This window comes from Microbispora sitophila (assembly GCF_014892245.1).
Lineage (GTDB): Bacteria > Actinomycetota > Actinomycetes > Streptosporangiales > Streptosporangiaceae > Microbispora > Microbispora siamensis.
Map to the genome: position 1 here is coordinate 336,427 of NZ_JADBGC010000006.1, position 24,225 is coordinate 360,651.

The window sequence follows — 24,225 nt, forward strand, 5'->3', positions numbered from 1 at the left end:
CAATGCTATGGGAAATGTCAGGCGAGACCGGCCAGCACCTCGGCCGCCGCCTGGCCGCAGACCCGGGCGGCGCCGTGCGTGGCGATGTGCACCGCCCCCAGATCCGTACGGCCCGGCAGCCCCATCTCGACCACGACGCCGTCCGGCCGGGCGGCCAGCAGGCGCTCCAGCAGGTCGGTCTGCCAGGGGTGGCGGTGGGCGTCCCGCACCACGATGACGAGGGGCCGGTCGGCGGCCTGGCTCAGCACGGTGCCGGCGACGCCGTTGTGGACGTCCGGCTGCCGCAGCCGGGCGACCGTGGTGCCGGGCAGCAGCTTGCTCAGCGGCTCCCCCGCGCCCCACGGCATGCCCTTGTCGATCGCGAGGTTGGTCTCCGGCGCCAGTTCCACCACGTGCGGGGCGGCGGCCAGCGGCAGCACGCCGTCCGCCCCGCGCCGGGTCACCCGTAGGGCCCGGCGGGCGGCGACCAGCCCGATCTCGTCCTGGCGGTCGTCCAGGGGCGGCGCCTGCATCTGCCAGGCGGTCAGGGCGCGCACCCGCGCGGCCGCGTCGGCGAGCCGCTCCTCCGACAGCCTGCCCTCGGTCACCGCGTCCGCGACGGCGTCGCGGATGTGCTCGTGGGTCGCCTCGTCGGCGTTCTCCCCGCCCACGCAGACCGCGTCGGCCCCCGCCGCCACGGCCATCGCGCTCGCGCCGCCCAGGCCGTACCGGCCGGAGACGGCGGCCATCTCGATGCCGTCGGTGACGATCAGGCCCTCGAAGCCCAGCTCCTCCCGCAGCAGGCCGGTGAGGACGCGGGGGCTGAGCGTCGCCGGCAGGTCCTCGTCGTACGCCGTGACCAGCAGGTGGCCGGTCATGATCGAGCGCACGCCCTCGGCGATGGCCACCCGGAACGGCCACAGCTCGACCTCGGCCAGCTCCTCCCGGGAGACCGTGACGCGCGGGACGCCGTGGTGGGAGTCGACCGACGTGTCGCCGTGCCCGGGGAAGTGCTTGGCGCAGGCCGCCACGCCGGTGGACTGCAGGCCGCGGATCCAGGCGGCCGTGTGCCGCGCGACGAGCAGCGGATCGGCGCCGAACGACCGCAGGCCGATGACCGGGTTGTCCGGGTTGGAGTTGACGTCGGCGGCCGGGGCGAAGTCGATGTTCACCCCCGCCGCCCGCAGGTCCCGCCCGATGTCGCGGGCCACCCGCTCGGTCAGCTCCACGTCGTCCACGACACCCAGGGCGTAGTTGCCCGGCCGTGAGCTGCCCGTGCGGGCCTCAAGCCTCGTCACCTCCCCGGCCTCCTCGTCGACGCCGATCAGGATCTCGGGATTCTCCGCGCGCAGGGCCGAGGTGAGTGCGGCGAGCTGGGCCGGGGTGTCGACGTTCCGGGAGAACAGCACCACACCGGCGAGCCCGCCGGCGAGCCTCCGCCGCACCCAGTCGGGGGCGGTGGTCCCGGTGAAGCCGGGCAACAGGACCGTGTCGGCCAGACGGAGCAGGTCAGGGCTTCGCTTCATGCTGCGCCCGCAGGGCATCGCTCAGGCATGCCCCGCAATCTAATAGGAAAGTTTCCTATTTGCTAGGGGGCAGGCCTGGGTTGTCGCCCGTTTCCCGATCACACGTCGGTGCGGTGGAGCCTGTTCTCCTTCACCTCGAAGCCGGCGATCGTGGTCAGCGGCGCGCCGGGACGGTCCACGAAGGCCACGGCCCGGTAGTCCGCACGGAAGTTCTCCATGTCGGCCACACAGGACACGTAGCCGTGGCGGCTGTCGAAGAACGCGATGTGCGGGTTCAGCTGGAGGATCGCGCTCGCGTCGGTGATGCCCGGCATGCTCGTCACCGACGGCCCGACGAACTCGACCCCGAGGGCGCGGGAGGCCGGATCGGCCCAGTCGGCGCGCACGTCGCAGGCGTACGCGCTGTGCACGTCGCCGCTCAGCACGACCAGCCCGTCGGGGGCGGCGGCGAGCACGCGGGCGCGCGAGTCGGGATAGCCGTCCCAGGCGTCGGCGCTGACGGGTTCGAGCGGGAACTTGCGCTGGGAGAAGAACACCGCCTGCGCGAGCACCTTCCACCGGGCCGTCGATCCGTGCAGCCGGTCGGTCAGCCACTTCTCCTGCTCGGCGCCGAGCATGTCGCGCCCCTCGCGATACTGCCGCGCGTCGGCGAGCAGGAAGTCGGCCACCCGGCCGTACGGCCGCCGGCGGTAGTTCTGCAGGGCGGACCCGGACGGGCGGACACGCAGCGGCTGGTGCTCGTAGTACGCCTTGAACGCGGCGGCCCTGCGCTTGAGGAAGGCGGCGGGGCTGCCGCCGTCACCGGGCAGCGCGCCCGCCCAGTTGTCGCGGACCTCGTGGTCGTCGGGGATCGCGACCCACGGTGCGGCGGCGTGGGCGGCCTGCAGGTCCGGGTCCATCTTGTAGCGGGCGTAGCGGTCGCGGTAGGCGCCCAGCGTCGTGCACTCGGCCGTCGACTCGAGCGGGCGCACCCAGCGGCCCGGTTTGGGGTTCTTCGGCTTGCCGTACTCGTAGATGTAGTCGCCCAGGTGGAGGACCAGGTCGGGCCGCTCGCCGGCGAGGTGGCGCAGCGCGGTGAAGTAGCCGTGCTCATAGCGCTGACAGGAGACGAAGCAGAACCGGACGGGGGCGGTCGAATCCGGGCCGGGCGCGGTCCTGGTGCGGCCCACCGGGCTGACGTGGCCCTCGATGGAGAAGCGGTAGAAGTAGTCGGCCGCGGGCCGCAGCCCGGTCACCCGTACGTGCACGCTGTGCGCCCAGTCCGGCTGCGCGGGCGCGGTGCCCGACTGGACGACCTTCGTGAATCCCTCGTCCTCGGCGAGCTCCCACCGTACGGTCATCGCCCGGTTGGGCATGCCGCCGGGCTGTGTCGGATGCAGCGGCTCGGGGGCCAGACGGGTCCACAGGATCACGCCGTCGGATAACGGCTCTCCTGACGCCACCCCCAACGTGAACGGATACCCCATTTTCGCCATGGGTTCGATCCTGCCCTACCGATCCCGCCCGTGCGGGGAGGTCGGCCGAGGCGAGAATGTGAACAAGCTCTTGCTCAACGGCCATAATGGGAGCCGTGAACCAGCGTAAGGACTCCGGCGGCACGGCCGCGCCGGTCAAGGCGAAGCGGGGGACGGCCGGTTCGGCGTCCGAACGGCGCGACCACCTCGTCAAGCTCGCCGCCGAGTTGTTCGCGCGCAAGGGCTTCCAGGCCACCACGGTGCGGGAGATCGCACTGGAGGCCGGCATCCTCTCCGGCAGCCTCTACCACCACTTCGACTCCAAGGAGACGATCGTCGACGAGGTGCTGCGCACCTTCCTCGAGGATCTGATCACCCGCTACCGCGCGGCGCTGACCACGCACGCCGACCCGCGTTCGGTCCTGGCGGAGATGGTCCGCATCGGCTTCGGCACGCTGGAGGTCCACCGGGCGGCCATCACGGTCATGCAGAACGACTGGAACTACCTGCGCTCGCTGCCCGGCGACCGGTTCGACTACCTGGTGCGGGCCGAGGACGAGGTCGAGCGCATGTGGGTGGAGCAGATCACGAGCGGCCAGGCCGCCGGCCAGTTCCGCCCCGACGTCGATCCCAAGCTCACCTACCGGATGATCCGCGACACGATCTGGGTGACCGTGCGCTGGTTCCGCCCCGGCGGCAGGCTCGACACCGACGCCCTGGCCGACCACTTCGTCAAGCTGCTGTTCGACGGCCTGGCGACGGGCGAGCGGGCGAGCCAGCCGTCATGACGCTACTCAAGGCCGTACGGCACGCGCTGACCGAGCTCGCCGACCCCGCGCGCGCCGCCTCCATGCGGTCGTACATGAAGTCGGAGATGCCGTTCCTCGGGGTGACGGCCGTGCCGAGGCGGGCCGCGCTGCGCAAGGTCTTCGCCGAGCACCGGCTGGACAGCGCCCCCGAGTGGCGCAGGGCGGTGCTGGCACTGTGGCGCGAGGCGGAATACCGCGAGGAGCGCTACGCCGCCATCGAGCTGTCCGCGCACCGCTTCTACCGGTCCTGGCAGACGCTCTACACCATCCCCATGTACGAGGAGATGGTCGTCACCGGGGCCTGGTGGGACCTGGTCGACGACATCGCCGTGCACCGGATCGGCACGCTGCTGCGCCTGTATCCGGAGAGCATGCGCCGCCTGGTGCTGGAGTGGGCGCACGACCCCGACCTGTGGAAGCGGCGCACCGCCATCCTGTGCCAGAACTCCTTCAAGGATCGGACGGACGTCCACCTGCTCTACGCCTGCATCGAGCCGAGCCTGTCGGACACCGACTTCTTCGCCCGCAAGGCGATCGGCTGGGCGCTGCGGGAGTACGCGAAGACCAACCCGCAGGAGGTGCTCCGTTACGTGAAGCACCAGGGCATCAGCGGGCTGAGCCGCCGCGAGGCGCTGCGCAACATCCCCGGCGCGTAGCGCGGACGGGCCGATCAGGCGGGGCGGAAGGAGTCGCGCGCCTGCGGGGCCGCGTGCTTGATCATGAGGTGCCGGGTGACCGAATACTCCTGCACGGCCTCCTGGCTCATGTCCTTGCCGAACCCGCTGCCCTTCACGCCTCCGTGCGGCGCCTCCGAGGCGATCGGCAGGTGGTCGTTCACCCATGTCACGCCCACGTCCAGCCGGTGGGAGACGCGCAGGGCGCGGGCCACGTCGGTGGACCACACCGACGAGGCCAGCCCGTACGGCGTGGCGTTGGCGAGCCGCACCGCCTCGTCCTCGCCGTCGAACGGCATCGCCACCAGCACCGGGCCGAAGACCTCGCTTCGCACGATCTCACTCGCCGGGTCGGCGTCGGCGATCAGCGTCGGCGCGTAGTGGAAGCCGGGGCCGTCGATCGGCGCGCCCCCGTGGACGACGCGGCCGGACGCCCGGGTCACGAAGCCGTGGACCCGCTCACGGTGCTCGGCGCTGATCAGCGGGCCGATGTCGGCGTCCGGCGCCCAGGGGTCGCCGGGCCGGACGCGGGCGACGGCCTCCCGCAGCGCCTCGACCGCCTCGGCGTACCGCGATCTCTCGACGTACACCCTGGTCGCGGCCGTGCAGTCCTGACCGGTGTTGTAGGTGGCGCCCATGACCACCCCGGCGGCCATGTCCTCCAGCGAGGCGTCGGCGAACACGAGCGCGGGGGCCTTGCCGCCCAGCTCCAGATGGACCCGCTTGAGGCCGTCCACCGCGCCGCGCATGACCTCGCGGCCGGTGGCCGTGGACCCGGTGACGCTGACCATGTCCACGCCGGGGTCGGTCACCAGGGCCCGCCCCACGTCCGCACCGCCGGTCACCACCCGTACGAGACCCTCCGGGGCCCCGGCCTCGGCGAACAGCTCGGCGAGCCGCAGCGTGGTGCGGGGCGTCCGGGGAGCCGGCTTGATCACGACGGCGTTCCCCGCGGCGACGGCCGGGCCGATCTTCCAGACCGCCATGATGAGGGGGAAGTTCCACGGCGCGATCGCGCCCACGACCCCGATCGGCCGCCTGATCAGCACGGACGTGTATCCGGCGCTGAACACGCCGGCGCCCGTGCCGTCCAGGGACCTGGCCGCGCCGGCGAAGAACCGGAGGTTGTCGACGGCGAACGGCAGCTCGCCGTCCCGGAACACGGCGGCGGGCTTGCCCGTCTCCTCGACCTCCAGCCGGGTCAGCTCCGCGGCGTCCCGCTCGACCAGGTCCGCCAGGCGAAGCAGCACCAGCGCCCGCTCCCCCGGCGTGGTCTCGCGCCACTGCTCGAAGGCCTCCCGGGCCACGCGTACGGCCCGCGCCACCCCGTCGACCGGGGTGTCGGGCACGTCCTCGACGGCCCGGCCGTCGGCGGGATTGATCAATGTCGTCATGAGGTCGTCCTCAACTGTCGAAGCCGATGCCGAAACGGTCGAGTGACCGCAGCCAGGGCCCCCTGCGGCCCTCGTTCTCGTCGGCGCGGGCGAGTTCGCGGCGGGTGAGCTGCACCACCGGCCAGCGCAGCGGCTCGGGCGGGAACGGCACCGGGTGGCGGCGGGCCATGCCCAGCCGCGTCCGCGCGGTGGACCGCCGGGCCAGCAGGTCGAGGCCGGTCAGCGCGCCGAACCTGGACGCGCCGACGCCGAGGCCGGTGTATCCGAGGGCGTAGGCCAGCCGCCCGCCCATCGCCGTGCCGAAGAACGGGGTGAACCGGCTGGTCGAGTCGATCATCCCGCCCCACCTGTGTGTGAAGCGCAGGCCACGCAGCTGCGGGAACGTCGCGAAGAAGTGCCGCGCGAGCCGCTCGTGTGTGGCGTCGCGCTGTTCGGAGCCGCCGCCGCCGAAGTTGTAGATCGCGTCGTAGCCGCCCCACAGGATGCGATCGTCGCGGGTGAGGCGGTAGTAGTGGAACCGGTTGCCCGCGTCGGTCAGGCCCTGGCCCTCCGGCCACCGGAGCGATGCCCGCTGCTCGGGCGACAGCGGCTCGGTGACGAGCACGTAGTCCCAGACCGGCAGCACGAACAGGCCCAGCCTGCGCAGGGGCGAGGGGAAGGCGTTGGTGGCCAGCAGCACCTGCCCGGCGCTCACCACGCCGTTCACCACACCGCGGCCTCTCGTCCCGGCCTCCACGCCGGTCCGCGTCCGGGTCAGCGCGGTGACCTCGGTGCCCTCGTGGATGCGCACCCCGAGCCGCGCCGCGACGCGGGCCAGGCCCCACGCGAGCGCGGCGGGGTCGAGGACGCCGCCGGTGCCGCGCAGGCGCAGCCCCGCGAGGTAGGTGGGCGACTCGACGTCCGCGCGCATCTCGTCGCGGCCGAGGAACACCGCGTCCTCGCCGTGCCCGCGGTGCAGCTTCTCGGCCCGCCTCAGCTCCTCCACCTGGTGGGGCGCCACCGCGACAGTGGTCTTGCCGACCAGGCGGAGGTCGGCGTCGATGCCGTGGTCGTCGACGAAGCGGGCGATGGCCGCGAGGTTCGCCCGCCCGAGCGCGAGCAGGGCCGCGTTCTCCGACGGCCACAGCCTCGCTCCCTGGCCCAGCCCGTGGGTCAGGGAATCAGAGATGAACCCGCCGTTGCGGCCGCTCGCGCCGTACGCGATCGAACGCGCCTCCAGGAGGACGACGTCGCAGGCCGGGTTCTCCTCCTTGGCCAGCACGGCGGCCCACAGGCCGGTGAAGCCGCCGCCGACCACCAGCAGGTCCGCCGTGGTGCGGCCGTGCAGGGGCTCGTACGGGCCGGGCGCCCCGGGCCGGTCGGTCCAGAAGACCCGTGGAGCGGCGTCCTCGATCAGCCGTCTGCCCCTGGTCATTTGGTCGCGATGTTCTCGATGACGTCCGCGGCCACGCGCAGGCCGTCGCGGCGGCGGATCTCCTCGCCGGCCGCCGCGAGCCGGTCGCGCAGGTCCTGGTCGCCGAGCAGTCTCTCGATGGCCCCGGTCAGCTCCTCGTCGGCGAATCCGTAGGTGTCCAGGCGGACGCCGTGCCCGGTCTCGTGCACGCGCTGGGCGTTGTCGTACTGGTCCCAGAACAGCGGCATGACGATCATGGGCTTGCCGAAGTGGAACGCCTCGGTCGTCGTGTTGTTGCCGCCGTGCGTGATCACCAGGTCGACCAGCGGGATGATCTTCGTCTGCGGCACGAACTCCGCGCCCCACATGTTGGGGGCCAGCTCGATCTCCTCGTGCAGCGGGCCCTTGGAGACGATGTACCGATGCGGCGTGCGGGCCAGCACGGAGATCACGCGGCGCATCAGCTCGACGTCGGCCGAGCCGAGCGAACCCAGCGAGAAGTAGATCAGCGCGCCCTCGCCGGGGATGTCCGGCAGCGTGAACTCCTCGTCGGTCTCCCGTACGGACGAGTCGACGCGGGTCCAGGAGTCCCCCAGGGGACGCTCCGCCGTGTAGTCCGCGATCTCGGGATACACGTACAGGTTCGCGTCGCCCTCGTGGATGAACTCCAGGTCCTGCAGGGCCGGGGCGCCCTGCTCGACCACCCACGCGTTGAACGCCTCCCACATCTCACGGTGGGTCCGGTCGTACTCCGCCCGGAACTCCGCCCAGCCGGTGCCGTCGGCCGGCAGTCCGGAGAACGGCGGGGCCACGCCCGGGCCCTTCACCTCGAGCGGGTTGCACGAGACGATCCGTACGAACGGGACGCCCGCCGTCACCAGGGCGGGGAAGGCCACCACGTTGTCCTCGACGATCACGTCCGGCCGCACCCGCTCGATGATGGCCTTGAGCTGCGGCTCGCAGTACTTGGCACCGTCGATGAGCGCCTCCCAGATCGGCTTGATGACCGTCTCCAGCTGGTCCAGGGTGCTCTTGCGGTACTCCGGCGCCGTGTCGCGAATGAAGTCCTTCCAGAACTGGCCCGCGTCCTGCTCCGCCCCGTCCTCTTCCGGCGCCGGCGGCGCAAGGTCGACCAGATCCTCCTCGAAGCCCAGCGCCTCCAGCTTGCCCTTCCACGACGCCTCTGCGGCGAACACCACGCGGTGGCCGCGGCGGCGCAGCACGTCGCCGATCCCGACGCAGTTGTTCGTCGGCCCGTAGGCGCTCTCCGGCATGAACAGGATCGTCAAAGGCGTGGCCGTCATTCGGGGCTCCTCAAATGCTAGTTGAAGCGTGATTCAAATACCTCGGTGATACACCCGTCAAGACCTGGAGGGGTATCGTGTCGGGCGAAATGAAGCGAGGTGCAATGACAGGGGTGGGATGACTCAGCGCAAGAGCAAGGCGGACCGGCGGCTCGACCTCATCGAGGCGGCCCACAGGGCGATGCTCCTGCACGGCGCGGAGGGGGTCCATCTCAACCAGATCGCCGAAGAGGCGGGGCTGACCTCCGGCGCGGTGCTCTACCACTACCCCGACCTGCGCGAGCTGCTGATCGAGGCCCAGCACGCCGGCATGGAGCGCTTCTACGAGCGGCGCATGAAGAAGATCAGCGGCATCTCCGACCCTGCGGACAAGCTCATCGTCACGATCCGCTCGGGCCTGCCCGACGGCCCGGACGACGCGGGGGTGCGGCTGCTGTGCGAGCTCGGCGGCGCGGCCGGCCGCAATCGCGTCTACGCGACGCTGCTGACCACGCTCTTCGACCGGCAGGTGTCGATGTACCAGACGATCCTGGAGACGGGCGCCGCCCACGGTGTCTTCACGCTGGCGCAGGACTCCGAGACCATCGCCCGCAACCTCGTCGCCCTGGAGGACGCGTACGGCTACCGCATCGTCGCCCGGCACCACTCCATCGACTCCGACACGGCCGTCGAGCTGATCCTCGACTACGCCCGCCTGGCCACCGGCAACCCGCTCAGGCCCGCCGATCGCCGCTGACCCCCCGTCGTCCCCCCCCGGGGGTCCGCGTCACGAGGACATCGGGACGAGGGCCGCGTCGTCGGCGTCCCACGAGACGACGACCTCGGCGCCGGTCTCGACCCTGGCCCGCCCCTGCGTGGCCGCGAGCAGGTTGCGGTCGTGGCCTGCCAGGCTCAGCGCCACGTGGGAGACACCCCCGTAGAAGCTGATGTCGACGACCCGGCCGCGCAGCGCCCCCTGATCGGCCGTGACCGGGCCGAGGTGGATCCGTTCCGGCCGTACCGCGAGCATCGCCGTCCCGCCCTCCGCGAGTCCCGCGGGCGCGGGGAGCAGGCCCAGCCCCTCCACCTCCAGCCCCTTTTCCGTCACCCTGCCGGTGAAGAGGTTGTTGGCCCCGATGAAGCCGGCCACGAACGGCGTACGCGGCCGTTCGTAGAGGTCCGCGGGAGCGTCCACCTGCTCGACCCGGCCGCCGTTCATGACCGCGATCCGGTCGGCGAGCGACATGGCCTCCTCCTGGTCGTGGGTGACCACGACGAACGTGATGCCGACCTCGTGCTGCAGCCGCTTGAGTTCGAGCTGCATCTCCGAGCGGACCTTCTTGTCCAGGGCGCTCAGCGGCTCGTCGAGCAGCAGCAGCCGGGGACGCTTGACGACAGCCCTGGCCAGGGCCACCCGCTGGCGCTGCCCGCCCGACAGTTCGTGCGGCCTACGGCGGGCCTGCGCGGTCAGGCCGACGGTCTCCAGCACCGCGGCGACCCGCTCCCGGATCTCCGCGCGGGGCAGCCGCTCCCGCTCCAAGCCGTACGCCACGTTCTTCTCCACGCTCATGTGCGGGAACAGGGCGTACGACTGGAACATGAGGTTGACCGGGCGGCGGTGCGCGGGGATCGCGAGCAGGTCGGCCCCGTCGAGCCGCACCGAGCCGGTGTCCGGCTGCTCGAACCCGGCGAGGATCCGCAGCAGGGTGGTCTTGCCGCAGCCGGACGGCCCCAGCAGGGCGAAGAACTCGCCCTGCCGGATGTCGAGGCTGACCGAATCGAGGGCGGCCACCTCGCCGAACCGGCGGCTCACGCCGTCGATGGATATGAGAGTCATCGCAGTGCCTCGGTCAGTCTGGTCAGGCGCTGTGCGACGATCACGACGGTGAAGCTCACCGCGAGCAGCAGCGTCGCCAGCGCATTGATCTCGGGAGTCACGCCGAACCGCACCATGGAGTAGATGACGATCGGCAGCGTCGGCTCGGACGGAGCCGCGGTGAAGAACGCGATCACGAACTCGTCCAGCGAGAGCGTGAAGGCGAGCAGCGCCCCCGCGACGATTCCCGGGGCGAGCGTGGGCAGCGTGATCTTCAGGAACGTCGTCAGCGGGGCCGCGCCGAGGTCCCGGGACGCCTCCTCCAGCGACGTGTCCATGCCGCCCAGCCGGGCCCGTACGACGGCCGTGACGAAGGCCATGCCGAAGACGGTGTGCGCGATCAGCACGGAGTGCAGCCCGAGCGTCAGCTTGATCGCGGAGTAGAACACCAGGAGTCCGATCGCGATGACGAGATCGGGCAGGATCGCGGGGAGGGTCGAGAGGGCGTCGAGCAGCCGGGAGCGGGTGTGGCGGGCCAGGCCGACCGCGAGCAGCGTGCCGAGCACCGTGGACAGCACCGTCGAACCGAAGGCGACGATCAGCGTGTTCACCAGCCCGGTGCGGATCGAGTCGTTCTCCGCCAGCCTGCCGTACCAGTCCAGGGAGAAGCCGCCCCACGTGTAGGGCGACTTGTTCCGGTTGAACGACATCACCACGAGGACGACGATCGGCGCGTACAGGAACAGGTAGGTCAGCCAGAAGGGCAGCCGGAGCCAGCCGTGTCTACGCACCGCGTCCCGCCCTTCGCGCGGCCCACGCCTGGGCGAACAGCAGCAACACGAGCACGGCGATCACGGCCAGCGCCAGCACCGAACCGAACGGCCAGTCGCGGGCCTTGAGGAACTGGTCACGGATGAGGTTGCCGACCATGATCCGGCGCCCGCCGCCGAGCAGTTCCGGAATCACGAAGTTGCCCAGGCTCGGCACGAACACGAACACGCAGCCGGTCAGCACGCCGGGCAGCGACAGCGGGAGCGTGACCGACCAGAACGTCCTGGCGGGCCGCGCGCCCAGATTCGCCGAGGCCTCCCGCAGCTCCGGGTCCAGCTTCTCCACGGCCGAGTACAGCGGCAGGATCATCAGCGGGAGGTAGGCGTAGAGCAGCCCGGCGACGATGGCGCCGTCCGTGTAGAGCAGTTCCACCGGCCCCAGCCCGAGCGCCTCCAGCCAGGAGTTCACCGGGCCTTCGGAGTTGAGCAGCACGATCCAGGCGTACGTGCGGATGAGGAAGTTCGTCCAGAACGGCAGCACGACCGCCACCAGGGCGATCACCTTCCACCGGGCGGGCAGCTTCGCGATCAGGTACGCCGTGGGGTACCCGAGCAGCAGGGCGAGCAGCGTCGTGATCGCCGCGAGCTTCACCGACCCGATCACCACGTCGAGGTAGAGCGGGTCGGCGAGGCGGGTGAAGTTCTCCCCCGTCGGCTCATAGACCACTCCCCCGAACCGGCCCCGCCGGAACACGGTGTAACTCAGCACCAGCGCCAGCGGGACCAACATGAAGACGGTCAGGAAGCCGAACCCGGGCCCCATCGTCGCGAGACGGCCGGCCGCCTTCCCGAGAACGCGGGCGGGCTGTCGGGCCGTCATTGCGCCGCCGACACCTCGGTTGACAGGCGCGTGTACGCGCTGGAGGCCTCGCCCAGGTCGACCAGGCTCTCACCCTTGAGCAGCTCGGACGGCGGCTCCGCCAGCGTCGGGTAGCTCTCGAGCAGTTTCGGGTCGACCTTGTCCATGGCCGCCTTGTTGGGAATCCTGTAGAGGATGTTCGCGGGCACCCAGCCGTGGACCTCGGGGTCGAGGATGTAGTTGATGAAGGCGTGCGCCGCCTCCTTGTTCTTGGAGCTCTTCAGGATCACCATCGTGTCCGCCCAGAGGTCGCTGCCCTCCTTCGGCACCACGAACTTGATGTTCTTCTCCGACGTCGGGCACCAGCCGTCCCATGCCTCGACCATCACGGCCTCGCCGGACTTGAGCCGGTCGCCGAACGTGGTGTCGTCGTAGGCCAGCAGGTCGGGCTTGGCCTTCAGCAGCAGCTCCTTGGCCTTGTCGATCGTGGCCTGGTCGGTGGTGTTGACCGAGGCTCCGAGCAGCTTGAGCGCCGGAAGCGCCAGCCACCGCTCGGTGGTCATCATCGTGATCTTCTTCTTCAGCTCGGGGGCCGGCTCGAGCAGGTCCTTCCAGCTCGTCGGCGGCGTCTTCACCAGGTCGCTGCGGTAGCACAGCCCGGTGGTCCCCCAGGTATACGGAACGGAGAAGACGTTCCCCTTGTCGTAGGCGAGCTGGGACGCCTCGGGATAGAGGTTCTTCAGGTTCGGGATCAGATCGCGGTGGAGAGGCTCGAGCAGGCCCTGCGCGTTGAGCGCCTGCGCGTACTGACCGGACACGAACGCCACGTCGATGCCGCTGTCGCCGCCGGCGGTCAGCTTGGCCATGATCGTCTCGTTCGTGTCGTGGATGGCGACCTTGGTGTCGAAACCGAGCTTGGCCTTCACTCGCTCCGGCAGATCCTTCGGGCTGTACCCGTCCCAGATGGAGATCGTCAGGCTCTGCTTGGATAGGTCCGCGCTGGCGCTGAGCGCCGTGGGCGCGGAGTCGGTGGCCGCGCCGCCGCCACAGGCGGTCAGCGCGGAGGCCAGACAAACAGAGGCCACGACGACGGGCACGCGACGTGTCATGGGGGGCTCCCTTGCATGAGGAATGGCGGCCAGTGTTGCACGATAGCTCAACGTGGACAAAACTTCGGAGGCCACGTTAAACCTGTAATTTGGTTGTGTTGTTGAATTTACGTTCAGGAGATTGAGTGGAAGGCTCCCGCTGGCCTCGGGTGACCGAGGAGCCGGACGGCGTCCTCACGCTGGAGACGTCCGAAGGGGTCACCGAGCGCGTGCTGCGCGACCTGGCGCGGGAAGCGGCTCCGCCGCCCTTCTCGGTGCGGGCGCTGCGGCCGCTGCCGCCGGTGCCCCCGGGGGAACGGGCCATCACGGTGGACCAGACCAACCACTCGGTCGTCGCGGGCGAGACCGTGGTCGTCAAGTGGTTCCCCCGGCCGTCGCGGGCCCCGCACCCCGCGCCCGGGCTGCTCGCCCATCTGGCGGGCTTCGCCCGTACGGCCACGCCGTACGCGGCGGTCTACTGGGAGGACGCGCTGGTCGCCCTGGTGACGGCGTACCTGCCCGAGGCGCGGGACGGCTGGGAGTGGTGCGTCGACGAGGCCGAGGCCGGCCGCACCGGCTTCGCCGCCGAGGTCGGCGCACTCGCCGCCGAACTGCACCTCGCGATGGCCACCCCGTCCGCGGTCTTCCCCGACCCCGTGCGGCTGTCGCCGTCCGGCGAGGGGGCGTGGCGGGCCCGCGCGGAGGAGGCGCTGCGTGAGGCCCTGGCGCTGACGGACGGCGCGGACGGCGCGTGGCTGGCGGGGCGGGCCGAGGCCCTGCGCCGCGAACTGGAGCCCCTCGCCCGCACCCCCGCGACACCGCTGATCCGCGTCCACGGCGACCTGCACGTGGGACAGATCCTGCGCTGGCGGGACGGCTACGCGGTGGTCGACTTCGACGGCAACCCGACCGTGGCGGACGCCAACCCCTACCAGCCCGCGGCCCGCGACCTCGCGCAGCTCACGACAAGCGTGGACCACGCGGGGCAGGTGGCGGTCAGACGCAGGTCCGCCGACCCGGACGCGACGGCCGCCTGGGCCGCCGCGGCGCGCCGGGACCTGACGGCGGCCTACGCCCGGACGCTCGCGCGCGCCGGCCGCGCCGACCTGCTCGACCGGTCGCTGCTGCGGCCGTTCGAGGTCGAGCAGGAGTGCCGCGAACTGATCTACGCCGCCCGCCACCTGCCGCGCTGGCGGTACGCGCCGATGGGCGTGCTGCGGGCCTGGTACGCCTGACCACGAAACGCCTGATGACGAAACGAAGGGATGGACGCGTGGACGCGGGGCTGTTTCTCGCCGACCTGGAGGCGAAGCCGGAGGCACTGGAGGCGCTGGCCGGCCTCCTGGACGGCGGCGATCCGTTCGAGGGGCTGGCCACCCGGCTCAAGGAGGGGCGGTTCGACCGCGTCGTGTTCCTCGGCATGGGGAGTTCGCGCTACGCGGCGGGGGTGGTGGCGCAGCGACTGCGGGCGGCCGGGGTGGACGCCGTCGCGGAGTACGCCTCCGCCGCGCTCGGCACCCCGCCCGGCCCGCGCACCGCCGCCGTCGTCGTGTCGGCGACGGGCGGCAGCCGGGAGACGCTCGACGCCCTCGCCCGTCACCGGGGCGCATCGTTCGTCGTGGCGCTGACCAACCGGCCCGGCTCTCCCGTGACCGAGGGCGCCGACCTGGTCGTGCCGATGCTCGCGGGCGAGGAGCGGGGCGGCGTCGCCTGCCGGACCTTCCAGCACACGCTCGCCCTCCTGCTCACGCTCGCCGAGGGCCCCGATGCCGTGGCGGGCCTCCTACGGCGGGCCGCGGCGGCCACCGCGGACCTGCTGGAGCGGCGGCGTGAGTGGCTGGCGGACGCCGTGCGGCTGCTCGACGGGCCGCACGGCGTCTACACGATCGCGCCGGCCGAGCGGCTGTCGTCGGCCGAGCAGTCGGCGCTGATGTTCCGTGAGGGACCGCGCATCCAGGCGGACGCGTGCGAGACGGGCGACTGGGCGCACGTGGACGTCTACCTCACCAAGACCCGCGACTACCGGGCCGTGCTGTTCCCCGGGTCGCGCTACGACGAACAGGCGATGGAGTGGATCCGCACGCGCGGGTCGCGCGTGCTGGCCGTCGGCGGGGAGGTCGAGGGGCAGGCGGCGGCGGTGCGCTACCGCCACGACGACGACCCGGACGTCGCCCTGCTCACCGAGACGCTGGTGCCCGAACTCGTCGCCGCGACACTCTGGGGGCGGTAAGTCTCCGGAGGTCAGCTCCCGAGGAGCCACCGCGCCACCCGCCGCAGCAGCGTGCGGCGCACCGGGTTCTCGTACGACCGGGTGTCGTGGCCGAGCGCGTCGTACACGACCCTGCCGCCCGCCGCGGTTCTCGCCCACAGCAGGGGCTGGTCTCCCGAGTACGCCAGCGGCTCCACGTCCGGGAGGACGTCGAGGTCGGTGTAGACCTCGTCGGTCACCTCGAAATCGGCCAGGCCGTCGACGATCGGATGACCGGTGCCGAGGCGGACCTTCGCCCTGCCGATCGGCGGGTGATAAGACGTGCCCCACCTCCAGGCCCCGCCCAGGATCTCGGCCCACTCCGGCCAGTCGTCGAAGCAGAGCGAGGCGGTGTGCACGGCGAGCAGCCCGCCGCCCCTCGCGAGGTGATCGAGCAGCGTCCGCCTGAGGGAGTCCGGCGTCTGGAAACGCCAGCGGTCCCGCTCCTCCGCGAAGTCGTCGCCGTCCATCCTCCACCGGAACGCGTTGACCGTGATCAGGTCGACCGGCGCGGGCACGGCCAGGGCTCCGGCGACGTCCTCGGTGATCTCCGATTCCATGCCGATCTCGGCGAGCACGCCCGCGAGGGCGGTCGAGGTGGCCGGGAAGTCGTGGGCCACTCCCCCGGACAGGATGAGGTTGCGCGGCATAGGCAATCACCATAGATGCGAAGGGCCCACACTGGCCGCGGCGGTCAGGGCTGGGCGCGGTCGCCGAGTGCGAGCAGGACGTCCCTGAGCAGGTCGGCCAGGGCGCGCGCGGCCGGTTCCGGCACGTCCGCCAGCAGTTCCCGGTGCGCCTCGGTCGTGGCCAGCGACAGCTCCTCGGCCCTCTCGACGCCGAGCGGCGTGAGCCGGACCCACGAGCTGCGCCCGTCCGCCGGATCGGGCTCCCGCTCCACCAGCCCCGCCGCGACCAGCCGCTGCAGGATGTTGCTCGTTCCCCCGGTCGTGAGCATCAGGTGGGAGGCGAGCCTGCTCGGCTTGAGCCGGTAGGGCCGACCGGCCCGGCGAAGGGTGGCGAGCACGTCGAACTCGGCGTACGTCAGGCCGTAGCGGCCGAGCACCGCCTGTGTGACCTCCTCGACGCGGGCCTTGAGCCGGCTGACGCGCTTGACGATCTCCAGCTGGACGGTGGCCGCCTCCGGCAGTTCGGCCCGCCATCCCTCGATCATCTCGTCGACCCGGTCTCGCTGTCGCATGAGGTTGAGCCTAGTCCCTCACCCTGATAGCTTTTTGGAAAGCTTTAGTGAAAGCATTCGAGAAAGAGGCATGCCCATGAGAACGATCATTGTCAACGGCACCGTCGTCGACACCGAGCCGCGTCCGCACGTCGTGCCGGACGCGGCCGTGGTATTCGAGGACGGCGTCATCGTCTCGGTCGGCCCGCGGCCTGACGACCTGGCGGAAGGCGCCGAGATCATCGACGCCGCGGGCGGCATCGTGCTGCCCGGCTTCGTGGACACCCACCGCCACGTCTGGCAGAGCGTGCTGCGCGGCATCGCGGCCGACGCGACGCTCGGCGCGTACCTCGGCCTGGTCCTCGGCACCCTCACCCCGACGTTCCGGGCGGAGGACGTGTACGCCGCCAACCTCTGGGGCGCGATCGAGGCGCTCAACGCCGGCGTCACCACCGTGTACGACTGGTCGCACATCCAGCTCACCCCCGGCCACACCGACGCGGCCGTCGAGGCGTTACGCGAGTCCGGCCTGCGGACGGTCTTCGGGTACGCCCATCGGGGAACGGGCGACGCCGACCGTGCCGAGGACGAGGTGCGGCGGGTCCGCTCGGCGCTCCTGCCGTCCGACGACGGCCTGGTCACGCCCGCCTTCGCCGCCTGGGGCCCGGTCTACGGCTCGGTCGAGGCGGCGCGGGCCGACTGGGCGCTCGCCCGCGACCTCGGCCTGCGCCTCAGCCTGCACGCCACCGGCGAGGGCCCGGTCGAGCTGCTGCACGACGCCGGTCTGCTCGGCCCGGACGTGCTGTTCGTGCACTGCAACGGCATCCCGGACGAGTCGCTGAAGCTGATCGCCGGCAGCGGCGGCACGGCCTCGGTGGCCCCGGCGGTGGAGTCGCAGATGGGGCACGGCTGCCCCGAGACCGGCAGGCTGCGGTCCCTCGGGATCACGACCGGACTCGGCGTGGACACGGTCACCGACGTCCCCGGCGACATGTTCTCCGTGATGCGCGCGGCGTTCGCGGCCGGACGCGCCGGACAGGCGGCGCCGGAGCTCACCGCGTCCGACGTGCTGCGCATGGCCACGATCGAGGGCGCGACCGCGATCGGGATGGACCGCAGGATCGGCTCGCTGCGCCCCGGCAAGCAGGCCGACATCGTGATCCTCGACGCCGGAGCCCCCGGCCTCGCGCCCGTGCACGACCCGGTCGCCGCGGTCGTCACGGCGGCCGACACCGCCGCCGTGGACACCGTGCTGATCGGCGGGCGGATCGTCAAGCGCGGGGGCCGCCTGGTGGGCGTGGACGTGGACCGCGCCCGCGACCTCGCCGTACGCGCGGCCCGGCACGTGACCACGCAGGCTCGGACTACAACCGCAAGGTGACTTTTTTGCTCCGGTGACAACCGCCCTTTCGGATGAGACCTTGAGTCAGGGCCAGGGAGTGTCTGGCAAATGCTGCCCGTCGCGAGCGGGGATCCAGGTGGATGCATCGCAAGGCCGAGGAGGAGGTCGGAGCGGAGCTCCGGGCGACAACGCAGCGAGGCGCCGCCTGGGCCACGCGCAGCAGGGCTTGATTTGTCAGAGACGACCTAATCCGAGGGGGCGGCGTGATGAACGCCTGGTCGGTACCGGGCTACCGGGAGGTGCGCGATCTCGGCGCGGGCGGCGCCGGGCGGGTCGTTCTGGCGACCTACGTGACCACCGGCGCCTACGTCGCGATCAAGTACCTGCGCGAGGAACTGCGGCGGGATCGGCGCTTCCTCGCCGGCTTCCGGCACGAGGCCCGCGTCATGGTGGAGTTGAACGACCCCAACATCGTGCGCCTGTACGAGTACGTCGAGGCGCGCGACGGCGCGGCGATCGTCATGGAACTCGTCGACGGGGTCTCGCTGCGGAAGATCCTCGCCGAGCACGGCTCGACCAGCCCGGAGGCGGCGCTGGTCGTGCTGAAGGGCTCGCTGGCAGGCCTGTCGGCCGCGCACGCGGCGGGCATCGTCCACCGGGATTACAAACCGGAGAACGTGCTGATCCAGGCCGACGGGAACAGCAAGCTGTCGGACTTCGGCATCGCGACGCCGAGCGGCTCGCCGGAGACACCCGCGGGCACGCCGCCCTATATGGCTCCCGAGCAGTGGTATGGCGGGCCCGCCGGCCCGGCCGCCGACGTCTACGCCGCCACCTGCGTGTTCTACGAGTGCCTCACCGGGCGCAGGCCCTACCGGGCCGACGACCTGACGGCGCTGCGCATGCTGCACCGCAGCGCTCCCGTCCCCGCGGCGGACGTGCCGGGCTCGGTGCGGGGCCTCGTCACGCGCGGCATGGCCAAGAACCCGGCGGACCGGCCGCCCACGGCACGGGCGTTCATCGCCGACCTGGAGACCGCCGCGACCGCCGCGTACGGGTCCGACTGGGAGCAGCGAGGCCGCCGCCACCTGGCCGAACTCGCGACCCTGCTGGCGCTGACCTTCCCCCTGGCCGTCCCGGCCGAGCCGGTCGAGGCGTCCACGTCCCTCGCCCAGACCGTGCTGTCCGAGCGGCTCGCGCGCTTCGCGCCCCGGTTCGCCATCGGCGCCGCCGTGCTGTCGGCCGCCGTGATCGTGGCGGTGGTCGCGGCCAACCGGCAGACCCCGATGGCGCAGGACACCCTGCTCACCCCGCCTCCGCCGCACAGCGCTCCTGCGGCACTTCCCCCGGCCGCGATCTCCCCCGAGACGGCCCCACCGGTCGCACCCGACGAGACAGCACCCGGCGAGACGGCGCCCGGCGAAACCCTGCCGGATGAGACCTCGGGGGGCGCTTCAGGACCGACCGATGCGGGGTCAGGCGACAACGCCGGGACGACGCCGCCCGACTTGTCCGGCACGCCGGTGTCGTCCGTGTCCACCGGGCCGGCCGTGCCAACGGGACCTTCCCAGCCGTCGGGAAGCGCCACCCCCTCGCACATGGGCGCGACCGCGTCGCCGGCGCCGGCGCGGGTGACCGATCTCGGCATCGCGGCGTTCGACGGCCAGGCGGTCACGGTCGACGTGCGGGCGAGCACGGCGGCCCGGGTCCTGCTCAGCGCGCGTTTCGCCTCCGGGCCGTCGCCGGACGCGCTCACCGCGCAGCCCTCGCAGATGGTCGGGTTGCGGGGCGCGACGTCCTATCACATCGGCCTGCAGCAGCCCTTCCCCTCCCCGGCCTGCGGCACCACCGTCTACCGGCGGGTGGAGGTGTCCACGGTCCCCGCCGCGCAGGGAGGCATCCGTACGCGCACGCGGAAGCTCACCGGACCGCCCTGCCCGGCCCCCGCGGTCGAGGGCGTGGCGATCGACGACTGGGACGGCAGGACGGCGGCCGTGACGGTGCGGACCTCGGGCAAGGGCCCGGTCGGGGTCTCCAGCGTCTTCACGCGCGACGGCCGGGAGGCGTCGTCCGACACCCGCACGCTCTCGGGCCGCACGTCCTACTCCTTCACCGTGGCCGCCGGCCTCGGCGCCGTGGAGTGCGGGAAGAGGGCCGTGTTCGGGGTGCGGGTCACAACCGATCCGGCCGATCCCGGCGGGCCGCGCCAGGCCGAGGTGCGGGTCACCGGTCCCCGGTGCCCGAAGCCACAGGAGTCGCCCTCAGAGCCTACGGAGGAGAGTCCGGGTCCGGCGACGAGCCCCGAGCCGCCCGAGTCCCGCAGCCCCGAACCGCCCAGCACCGAACCACACAGTCCAGAACCACACAGCCCCGAGCCCAAGAGCCCCGAACCACACGACCCCGGACCGCGCAGCCCTGAACCGAGCGACGGCCCGGCGCCGGCCAGTCCGGGAACGCAGGACGGCCCGCCCCTCCGCTGATATCTCCTGATTCGGCGAGACGAGCAGGAGGCATGAAATATTCACCACCGTCCTGACGGCCGGATTTTCACTCGCGTCCCAGAAGCGCCTGCTCAACAGGGATTTCACGTCGCGAGCGAAACAACGGCGATATCAAGCTCCTTGACTCGCTCCTTTGGGCCGGGATTGACTCGCGACTCCAGGAGCTCACCACCCGTCGATATCGGCGTCCTGCACTTGTTAGCGCTAACACCGGTTGTCTCGGAGAGGGAAACGCCCGTGCGAATCGACAGCTCTTTCCGCCGGCGGTCGAGGTTGTCCGCTGCCGCCGCCGCTCTACTGACGGCCGGCGTCACGGTGACCGCGGCCCACGTCGCGTCGGCGGCCACGACCGGATGCGAGGTCGGCTACACGGTGACCAGCGAGTGGCCCGGCGGCTTCGGCGCGAGCGTCAGCGTTCGCAACCTCGGCGACGCGATCAACGGCTGGAGGCTGACCTGGTCGTTCCCGGCCGGGCAGGCCATCACCCAACTGTGGAACGGCTCCTACACCCAGTCCGGCTCGCAGGTCACGGTCACCAACGCCTCCTACAACGGCGCCATCCCCACCGGGGGCAGTGCCGGCTTCGGGTTCAACGGGAGCTGGAACGGCTCCAACCCCGTGCCGTCCGGCTTCGCCCTGAACGGCGTGACCTGCACCGGCGGCGTCACCTCCCCCTCCCCCTCCCCCTCCCCCACCCCCACCCCGACGCCCACGCCCACGCCATCGCCGAGCCCCAGTCCCTCCCCGAGTGCCGGTCCCACGCCGCCGAGCCGGCCCGCCATCGACAACAACTTCCCTGTCACCCGGGAGGGCGCGTACGGCACCAACCGCTACACCGTGTTCCGGCCGTCGAATCCCTCGGCCGTCGGGCGCGCCATGCCCGTGCTGGTCTTCGGCAACGGGGCCTGCGCGCACACCAACGGGAGCGAGGTGGTCCAGGCGCTGACGTTCATCGCGGCCCGCGGGTTCGTCGTGGTGGACACCGCGTCCGTCGACGGCTCACCGAACGGAGTGCAGAGCGGGTCCCCGATCCCGTCGCTGCTGACCGACGGGATCGGCTGGGCCGAGCGGGAGAACGCCCGCACCGGCTCGCCGCTCTACCAGCGTCTCGACCTGTCCAGGGTCGCCGTCGCCGGCCACTCGTGCGGCGGCCTGGAAGCGCTGGTCGCCGCCCAGGACCGGCGGGTCAGGAGCGTCGTCTCGCTGGACAGCGGGTTCTTCGCCGACGGCTCCTTCGGATACCCGCGCTCGGAGCTCTCCAAGCTGCACACCCCGGTGATGTTCCTGGACGGCGGTCCCTCCGACATCGCCTACGACAACACCCGGGCCAACTACGACCTGGCCCAGGTGCCGGCCGTGCTGGCCGAGCAGCCGCAGGCCGGTCACGTCGGGTTCATCACCGGCGCCCAGATGAGCGAAGGCATGACCGCGGTGGTCCAGTTCCTGGACATGACGCTCAACGACAACGCCACGGCGCGGTCGTACATCCTGGGGCCCTCGGGCCTGGCGGCCAGGGCCCCCTGGACGGTCCGCAGCAAGAACTTCTGATCCCGGACGCCGATCGAGTGACCGTGTCAGGCGCGGGCATGCCGGCCCGCGCCGACCAGCTCGGGCTCGGCCTCGGCGTGCTCGCCGTCCTCCTCGTGCCCCTCGATCGACAGGTTCGGCAGGATCCGGTCGAGCCAGCGCGGGATCCACCAGTTGAGCCGGTCGAGCAGCACCATCGTGGCGGGCACGAGGAAGCCCCTGATCAGGGTCGCGTCGACGGTGATGGCCACGGCCAGCCCGACGCCGAACACCTTGACCAGGGGGTCGGGGTAGGCGATGAACGCGGTGAACACCGCCACCATGATCAGGGCGGCCGAGGTGATGACACGACCGGTGGACCCCAGTCCCTCGGCCACCGCGCTCCGGTTGTCCCCGCTGCGCGAGTAGGCCTGCCGTACGGAGGTCAGCAGGAAGACCTCGTAGTCCATCGACAGGCCGAACAGCACGGCGAACAGTATGAGCGGCACGTACGTGTCGATGGGCACCGAGAAGAACAGCGTGGCGAGGTAGGACCCGTCAGCCGAGGGCGGGGGGTCCATGCCGACCAGGCGGCTGCCCAGGCCGTGGGAGAACACCACGGCAAGGGCGCCGAAGGCGGCGCCGAGGGAGACGAGGTTCATCACCGCCGCCTTGATCGCGACCAGAGGCGCGCGGAAGGCCAGCAGCAGGAGCAGGGCGCTGAGCAGCACGACGATGCCGACGACCAGCGGCGTCCTGCCCATGATGCGGTCGCCCGCGTCCGCCAGCCCGGCGACCTCGCCGCCGACGTGGACGTGCGCCCCGGGCACCTCGATGGCCCGCACCCGCTTCACCACGTCGAGGGCCCGCGGGTCGCTCGGGGCGTAGTCGGGGACGGCCTGGATGAGCACAGAGCGGCCGTCCTCGTTGACCTTCGGCGGGGCGACGAAGGCGACGCCCTCGGTGTGCTCCACCCGCTGCCGCAGCACCTGCACGACCGGGTCGGGCGGGGTCGAGTCGGCGATCTTCTGGTCCAGTTCGGCCACGACGATGAGCCCGCCGTTGGCCCCCGGGCCGAAGCCCGTCTCGATCAGCTCGTACGCCCGCCGGGCCGGGGTGCCCTTGTCGCCGTACCCGTTGTCGAGCGGGCCGAGCGTGATCGTGGCGGCCGGGGCGGCGAGCGCCGCCAGCACGACCACGGTGACGGCGAGCACCCGCCAGGGGCGGCGCGCCACCCAGGCGCCCAGCTTGGCCCAGCCCGTGGCCGGGCCGTCGCGGCGGGCGGTGCGCCCGGCCAGCGGCAGCCGCAGCGCGTTGATCCGGTGCCCGAGGAGGCCGAGCAGCGCCGGCACCAGCGTGATCGAGGTGAGCACGGCGCACACGACCGAGACGCCGGTGATCCAGCCGAGCGTGCGCAGCAGCGGGAACCCGGCGAACATCAGCGCGCTCAGCGCGATCACGACCGTGCCGCCGGCGAACAGCACGGCCCCGCCCGAGGAGGCCGCCGTACGGCGCACCGCTTCCTGCACCGGCACGCCCTCGGCCAGCAGCGTCCGGTGCCGCGACAGCAGGAACAACGCGTAGTCGATGCCGACGCCGAGACCGATCATCGTGGCCAGGATCGACGCGGTCGAGGGCACGTCCACCACGTGCCCGAGCAGCGCGATGAGGCCGAGCCCCACGCCGATGCTGATCAGCGCGGTGAAGATCGGCACGAGCGCCGCGACCAGCGTCCCGAAGGCGAACAGCAGCACCAGCAGCGCGAAGACGACGCCGGCGATCTCGCTGGCGCCGGTCTTGATCTGCTTGTCCGCGGGCGTGGAGCTGTCGGAGGGGACGACCTCGATGCCCGCGCGCGCCGCCGGCGCCGCGGCGGCGACGAGTTGCTCGGAGGTCTGGGTGAGCTTGGTGGTGTCCTGCCCCTTCAGCCGTACCGTGATCATCCCGATCCGCAGGCTGGACGACATGCCGCCCATGCGGTACGGCGTCTCCACCTCGACGACGTGCGGCGTGCGCCGGAGGGCGTCCATCGACTGCTCGACGGCCTGTTTGCGAGACTTGTCGATCAGCGTGCCGTTCGCCGTGTAGAGAACGAGCTGCACCGTCCCGCCGGGGTCGTATCCCGGTCCGAAGCCCTCGCGCATGAGCTCGTGCGCCCGCTGCGCGTCGGTGCCGGGGATCGACACGTTGTTGTTGACCGGCCGGCCCCACACCAGAGTGCCGGCCGTCAGCAGGCCCGCCGCCAGCACCCACAGGGTCAGCACGATCCAGCCGTGGCGTGCGCACCATCCGCCGAGCCGCCCCAGAAACCCGCTCATCGTCGTCCGTCCCGGGTAGCATGTCCTGACGACCGTCCTGTACGGCCGTACAAAACGAGGGTAAAAGGATTTGATCGGCGGGCGA

The 24,225-nt window shown here is 71.8% G+C and carries 21 protein-coding genes; 8 read left to right on the forward strand and 13 right to left on the reverse strand.

Features of this window, described 5'->3' with window-relative positions; all coding sequences use genetic code 11:
- Positions 1 to 17: 17 nt before the first annotated feature.
- Both IL992_RS13675 and IL992_RS13680 read right to left on the reverse strand, forming a co-directional pair.
- Positions 18 to 1,505, reverse strand: coding sequence for a glycoside hydrolase family 3 protein (locus IL992_RS13675; protein WP_193203714.1), 1,488 nt, complete (start codon positions 1,503 to 1,505; stop codon positions 18 to 20).
- Between the two features lie 98 nt (positions 1,506 to 1,603).
- Positions 1,604 to 2,980, reverse strand: coding sequence for an alkaline phosphatase D family protein (locus IL992_RS13680; protein ID WP_193203715.1), 1,377 nt, complete (start codon positions 2,978 to 2,980; stop codon positions 1,604 to 1,606).
- An 86-nt stretch (positions 2,981 to 3,066) separates the two neighbouring features.
- Here IL992_RS13680 and IL992_RS13685 point away from each other — a divergent pair, with 86 nt between their 5' ends.
- Entirely contained in the window at positions 3,067 to 3,747 is a 681-nt protein-coding gene (locus IL992_RS13685; protein WP_193203716.1) for a TetR/AcrR family transcriptional regulator, read from the forward strand.
- On the forward strand, positions 3,744 to 4,424 hold the full coding sequence (locus IL992_RS13690) for a DNA alkylation repair protein (protein WP_193203717.1): 681 nt from the start codon (positions 3,744 to 3,746) through the stop codon (positions 4,422 to 4,424). Before IL992_RS13685 ends, IL992_RS13690 begins: the two co-directional genes overlap by 4 nt.
- Before the next feature lie 14 nt (positions 4,425 to 4,438).
- On the opposite strand, the gene IL992_RS13695 is transcribed toward IL992_RS13690, so the two are convergent.
- The 3 genes from IL992_RS13695 to IL992_RS13705 are packed head-to-tail and all read right to left on the reverse strand — an operon-like array spanning position 4,439 to position 8,533.
- Positions 4,439 to 5,836 carry an aldehyde dehydrogenase family protein gene (locus IL992_RS13695; RefSeq protein ID WP_193203718.1) on the reverse strand — a complete coding sequence of 466 codons (1,398 nt, stop codon included), beginning with the start codon at positions 5,834 to 5,836 and terminating at the stop codon, positions 4,439 to 4,441.
- A gap of 10 nt (positions 5,837 to 5,846) precedes the next feature.
- Entirely contained in the window at positions 5,847 to 7,250 is a 1,404-nt protein-coding gene (locus tag IL992_RS13700) for an NAD(P)/FAD-dependent oxidoreductase (protein ID WP_193203719.1), read from the reverse strand.
- Complete coding sequence (locus tag IL992_RS13705; RefSeq protein ID WP_193203720.1) at positions 7,247 to 8,533, reverse strand: glycosyltransferase; 1,287 nt, start codon at positions 8,531 to 8,533, stop codon at positions 7,247 to 7,249. Before IL992_RS13705 ends, IL992_RS13700 begins: the two co-directional genes overlap by 4 nt.
- Before the next feature lie 118 nt (positions 8,534 to 8,651).
- Between IL992_RS13705 and IL992_RS13710 the strand changes: the two genes are divergently transcribed.
- A complete protein-coding gene (locus IL992_RS13710; protein ID WP_193203721.1) occupies positions 8,652 to 9,269 on the forward strand; it encodes a TetR/AcrR family transcriptional regulator in 618 nt (205 codons plus the stop codon).
- A gap of 30 nt (positions 9,270 to 9,299) precedes the next feature.
- Here the strand turns inward: IL992_RS13710 and IL992_RS13715 are convergent, their stop codons facing one another.
- From IL992_RS13715 to IL992_RS13730, 4 genes are read right to left on the reverse strand one after another with little or no spacing between them, the layout of a single operon-like run.
- On the reverse strand, positions 9,300 to 10,349 hold the full coding sequence (locus IL992_RS13715) for an ABC transporter ATP-binding protein (RefSeq protein ID WP_193203722.1): 1,050 nt from the start codon (positions 10,347 to 10,349) through the stop codon (positions 9,300 to 9,302).
- Positions 10,346 to 11,119 carry an ABC transporter permease gene (locus tag IL992_RS13720; protein WP_319018528.1) on the reverse strand — a complete coding sequence of 258 codons (774 nt, stop codon included), beginning with the start codon at positions 11,117 to 11,119 and terminating at the stop codon, positions 10,346 to 10,348. Before IL992_RS13720 ends, IL992_RS13715 begins: the two co-directional genes overlap by 4 nt.
- Positions 11,112 to 11,978 (reverse strand): ABC transporter permease, encoded by an 867-nt coding sequence (locus tag IL992_RS13725; protein ID WP_226872863.1) that lies wholly within the window; start codon positions 11,976 to 11,978, stop codon positions 11,112 to 11,114. The genes IL992_RS13720 and IL992_RS13725 overlap by 8 nt, the downstream gene beginning before the upstream one ends.
- Entirely contained in the window at positions 11,975 to 13,066 is a 1,092-nt protein-coding gene (locus IL992_RS13730; protein ID WP_193203723.1) for a polyamine ABC transporter substrate-binding protein, read from the reverse strand. The genes IL992_RS13725 and IL992_RS13730 overlap by 4 nt, the downstream gene beginning before the upstream one ends.
- Before the next feature lie 125 nt (positions 13,067 to 13,191).
- On the opposite strand from IL992_RS13730, the gene IL992_RS13735 reads away from it, so the two are divergent.
- Together IL992_RS13735 and IL992_RS13740 are read left to right on the forward strand one after the other, a co-directional pair.
- On the forward strand, positions 13,192 to 14,280 hold the full coding sequence (locus IL992_RS13735; RefSeq protein ID WP_193203724.1) for an aminoglycoside phosphotransferase: 1,089 nt from the start codon (positions 13,192 to 13,194) through the stop codon (positions 14,278 to 14,280).
- Positions 14,281 to 14,318: 38 nt separating this feature from the next.
- Positions 14,319 to 15,275, forward strand: coding sequence for an SIS domain-containing protein (locus IL992_RS13740; protein WP_193203725.1), 957 nt, complete (start codon positions 14,319 to 14,321; stop codon positions 15,273 to 15,275).
- 11 nt (positions 15,276 to 15,286) lie between these two features.
- Here IL992_RS13740 and IL992_RS13745 read toward each other — a convergent pair whose 3' ends face one another.
- Together IL992_RS13745 and IL992_RS13750 are read right to left on the reverse strand one after the other, a co-directional pair.
- A complete protein-coding gene (locus IL992_RS13745; protein ID WP_193203726.1) occupies positions 15,287 to 15,943 on the reverse strand; it encodes a ThuA domain-containing protein in 657 nt (218 codons plus the stop codon).
- Positions 15,944 to 15,987: 44 nt separating this feature from the next.
- A complete protein-coding gene (locus IL992_RS13750; protein ID WP_193203727.1) occupies positions 15,988 to 16,494 on the reverse strand; it encodes a MarR family winged helix-turn-helix transcriptional regulator in 507 nt (168 codons plus the stop codon).
- 76 nt (positions 16,495 to 16,570) lie between these two features.
- Here IL992_RS13750 and IL992_RS13755 point away from each other — a divergent pair, with 76 nt between their 5' ends.
- Positions 16,571 to 17,854: an amidohydrolase family protein gene (locus tag IL992_RS13755; RefSeq protein WP_226872864.1), complete on the forward strand. Its 1,284-nt coding sequence runs from the start codon at positions 16,571 to 16,573 to the stop codon at positions 17,852 to 17,854.
- A 227-nt stretch (positions 17,855 to 18,081) separates the two neighbouring features.
- Positions 18,082 to 20,295, forward strand: a complete 2,214-nt coding sequence (locus tag IL992_RS47600) for a serine/threonine-protein kinase (protein ID WP_264294981.1) — start codon at positions 18,082 to 18,084, stop codon at positions 20,293 to 20,295.
- Between the two features lie 104 nt (positions 20,296 to 20,399).
- On the opposite strand, the gene IL992_RS13765 is transcribed toward IL992_RS47600, so the two are convergent.
- The gene (locus IL992_RS13765) at positions 20,400 to 20,663 is read right to left on the reverse strand and encodes a hypothetical protein (protein ID WP_193203802.1); all 264 of its coding nucleotides are present in this window, start codon (positions 20,661 to 20,663) and stop codon (positions 20,400 to 20,402) included.
- Here IL992_RS13765 and IL992_RS47605 point away from each other — a divergent pair.
- Positions 20,632 to 21,864 carry a cellulose binding domain-containing protein gene (locus tag IL992_RS47605; protein ID WP_319018529.1) on the forward strand — a complete coding sequence of 411 codons (1,233 nt, stop codon included), beginning with the start codon at positions 20,632 to 20,634 and terminating at the stop codon, positions 21,862 to 21,864. The genes IL992_RS13765 and IL992_RS47605 overlap by 32 nt on opposite strands.
- Positions 21,865 to 21,890: 26 nt before the next feature.
- On the opposite strand, the gene IL992_RS13775 is transcribed toward IL992_RS47605, so the two are convergent.
- Positions 21,891 to 24,140 carry an MMPL family transporter gene (locus IL992_RS13775; protein ID WP_193203730.1) on the reverse strand — a complete coding sequence of 750 codons (2,250 nt, stop codon included), beginning with the start codon at positions 24,138 to 24,140 and terminating at the stop codon, positions 21,891 to 21,893.
- Positions 24,141 to 24,225: the final 85 nt, after the last annotated feature.

What these genes read in the sequence shown, in the direction of transcription:
- IL992_RS13775 (WP_193203730.1), bottom strand. Translation starts at nt 24,140, where the DNA reads ATGAGCGGGTTTCTGGGGCGGCTCGGCGGATGGTGCGCACGCCACGGC.
- IL992_RS13685 (WP_193203716.1), top strand. Translation starts at nt 3,067, where the DNA reads ATGGGAGCCGTGAACCAGCGTAAGGACTCCGGCGGCACGGCCGCGCCG.
- IL992_RS13745 (WP_193203726.1), bottom strand. Translation starts at nt 15,943, where the DNA reads ATGCCGCGCAACCTCATCCTGTCCGGGGGAGTGGCCCACGACTTCCCG.
- IL992_RS13705 (WP_193203720.1), bottom strand. Translation starts at nt 8,533, where the DNA reads ATGACGGCCACGCCTTTGACGATCCTGTTCATGCCGGAGAGCGCCTAC.
- IL992_RS13695 (WP_193203718.1), bottom strand. Translation starts at nt 5,836, where the DNA reads ATGACGACATTGATCAATCCCGCCGACGGCCGGGCCGTCGAGGACGTG.
- IL992_RS13690 (WP_193203717.1), top strand. Translation starts at nt 3,744, where the DNA reads ATGACGCTACTCAAGGCCGTACGGCACGCGCTGACCGAGCTCGCCGAC.
- IL992_RS47600 (WP_264294981.1), top strand. Translation starts at nt 18,082, where the DNA reads ATGAACGCCTGGTCGGTACCGGGCTACCGGGAGGTGCGCGATCTCGGC.
- IL992_RS13700 (WP_193203719.1), bottom strand. Translation starts at nt 7,250, where the DNA reads ATGACCAGGGGCAGACGGCTGATCGAGGACGCCGCTCCACGGGTCTTC.
- IL992_RS13715 (WP_193203722.1), bottom strand. Translation starts at nt 10,349, where the DNA reads ATGACTCTCATATCCATCGACGGCGTGAGCCGCCGGTTCGGCGAGGTG.
- IL992_RS13710 (WP_193203721.1), top strand. Translation starts at nt 8,652, where the DNA reads ATGACTCAGCGCAAGAGCAAGGCGGACCGGCGGCTCGACCTCATCGAG.
- IL992_RS13675 (WP_193203714.1), bottom strand. Translation starts at nt 1,505, where the DNA reads ATGAAGCGAAGCCCTGACCTGCTCCGTCTGGCCGACACGGTCCTGTTG.
- IL992_RS13680 (WP_193203715.1), bottom strand. Translation starts at nt 2,980, where the DNA reads ATGGCGAAAATGGGGTATCCGTTCACGTTGGGGGTGGCGTCAGGAGAG.
- IL992_RS13755 (WP_226872864.1), top strand. Translation starts at nt 16,571, where the DNA reads ATGAGAACGATCATTGTCAACGGCACCGTCGTCGACACCGAGCCGCGT.
- IL992_RS13725 (WP_226872863.1), bottom strand. Translation starts at nt 11,978, where the DNA reads ATGACGGCCCGACAGCCCGCCCGCGTTCTCGGGAAGGCGGCCGGCCGT.
- IL992_RS13750 (WP_193203727.1), bottom strand. Translation starts at nt 16,494, where the DNA reads ATGCGACAGCGAGACCGGGTCGACGAGATGATCGAGGGATGGCGGGCC.
- IL992_RS13730 (WP_193203723.1), bottom strand. Translation starts at nt 13,066, where the DNA reads ATGACACGTCGCGTGCCCGTCGTCGTGGCCTCTGTTTGTCTGGCCTCC.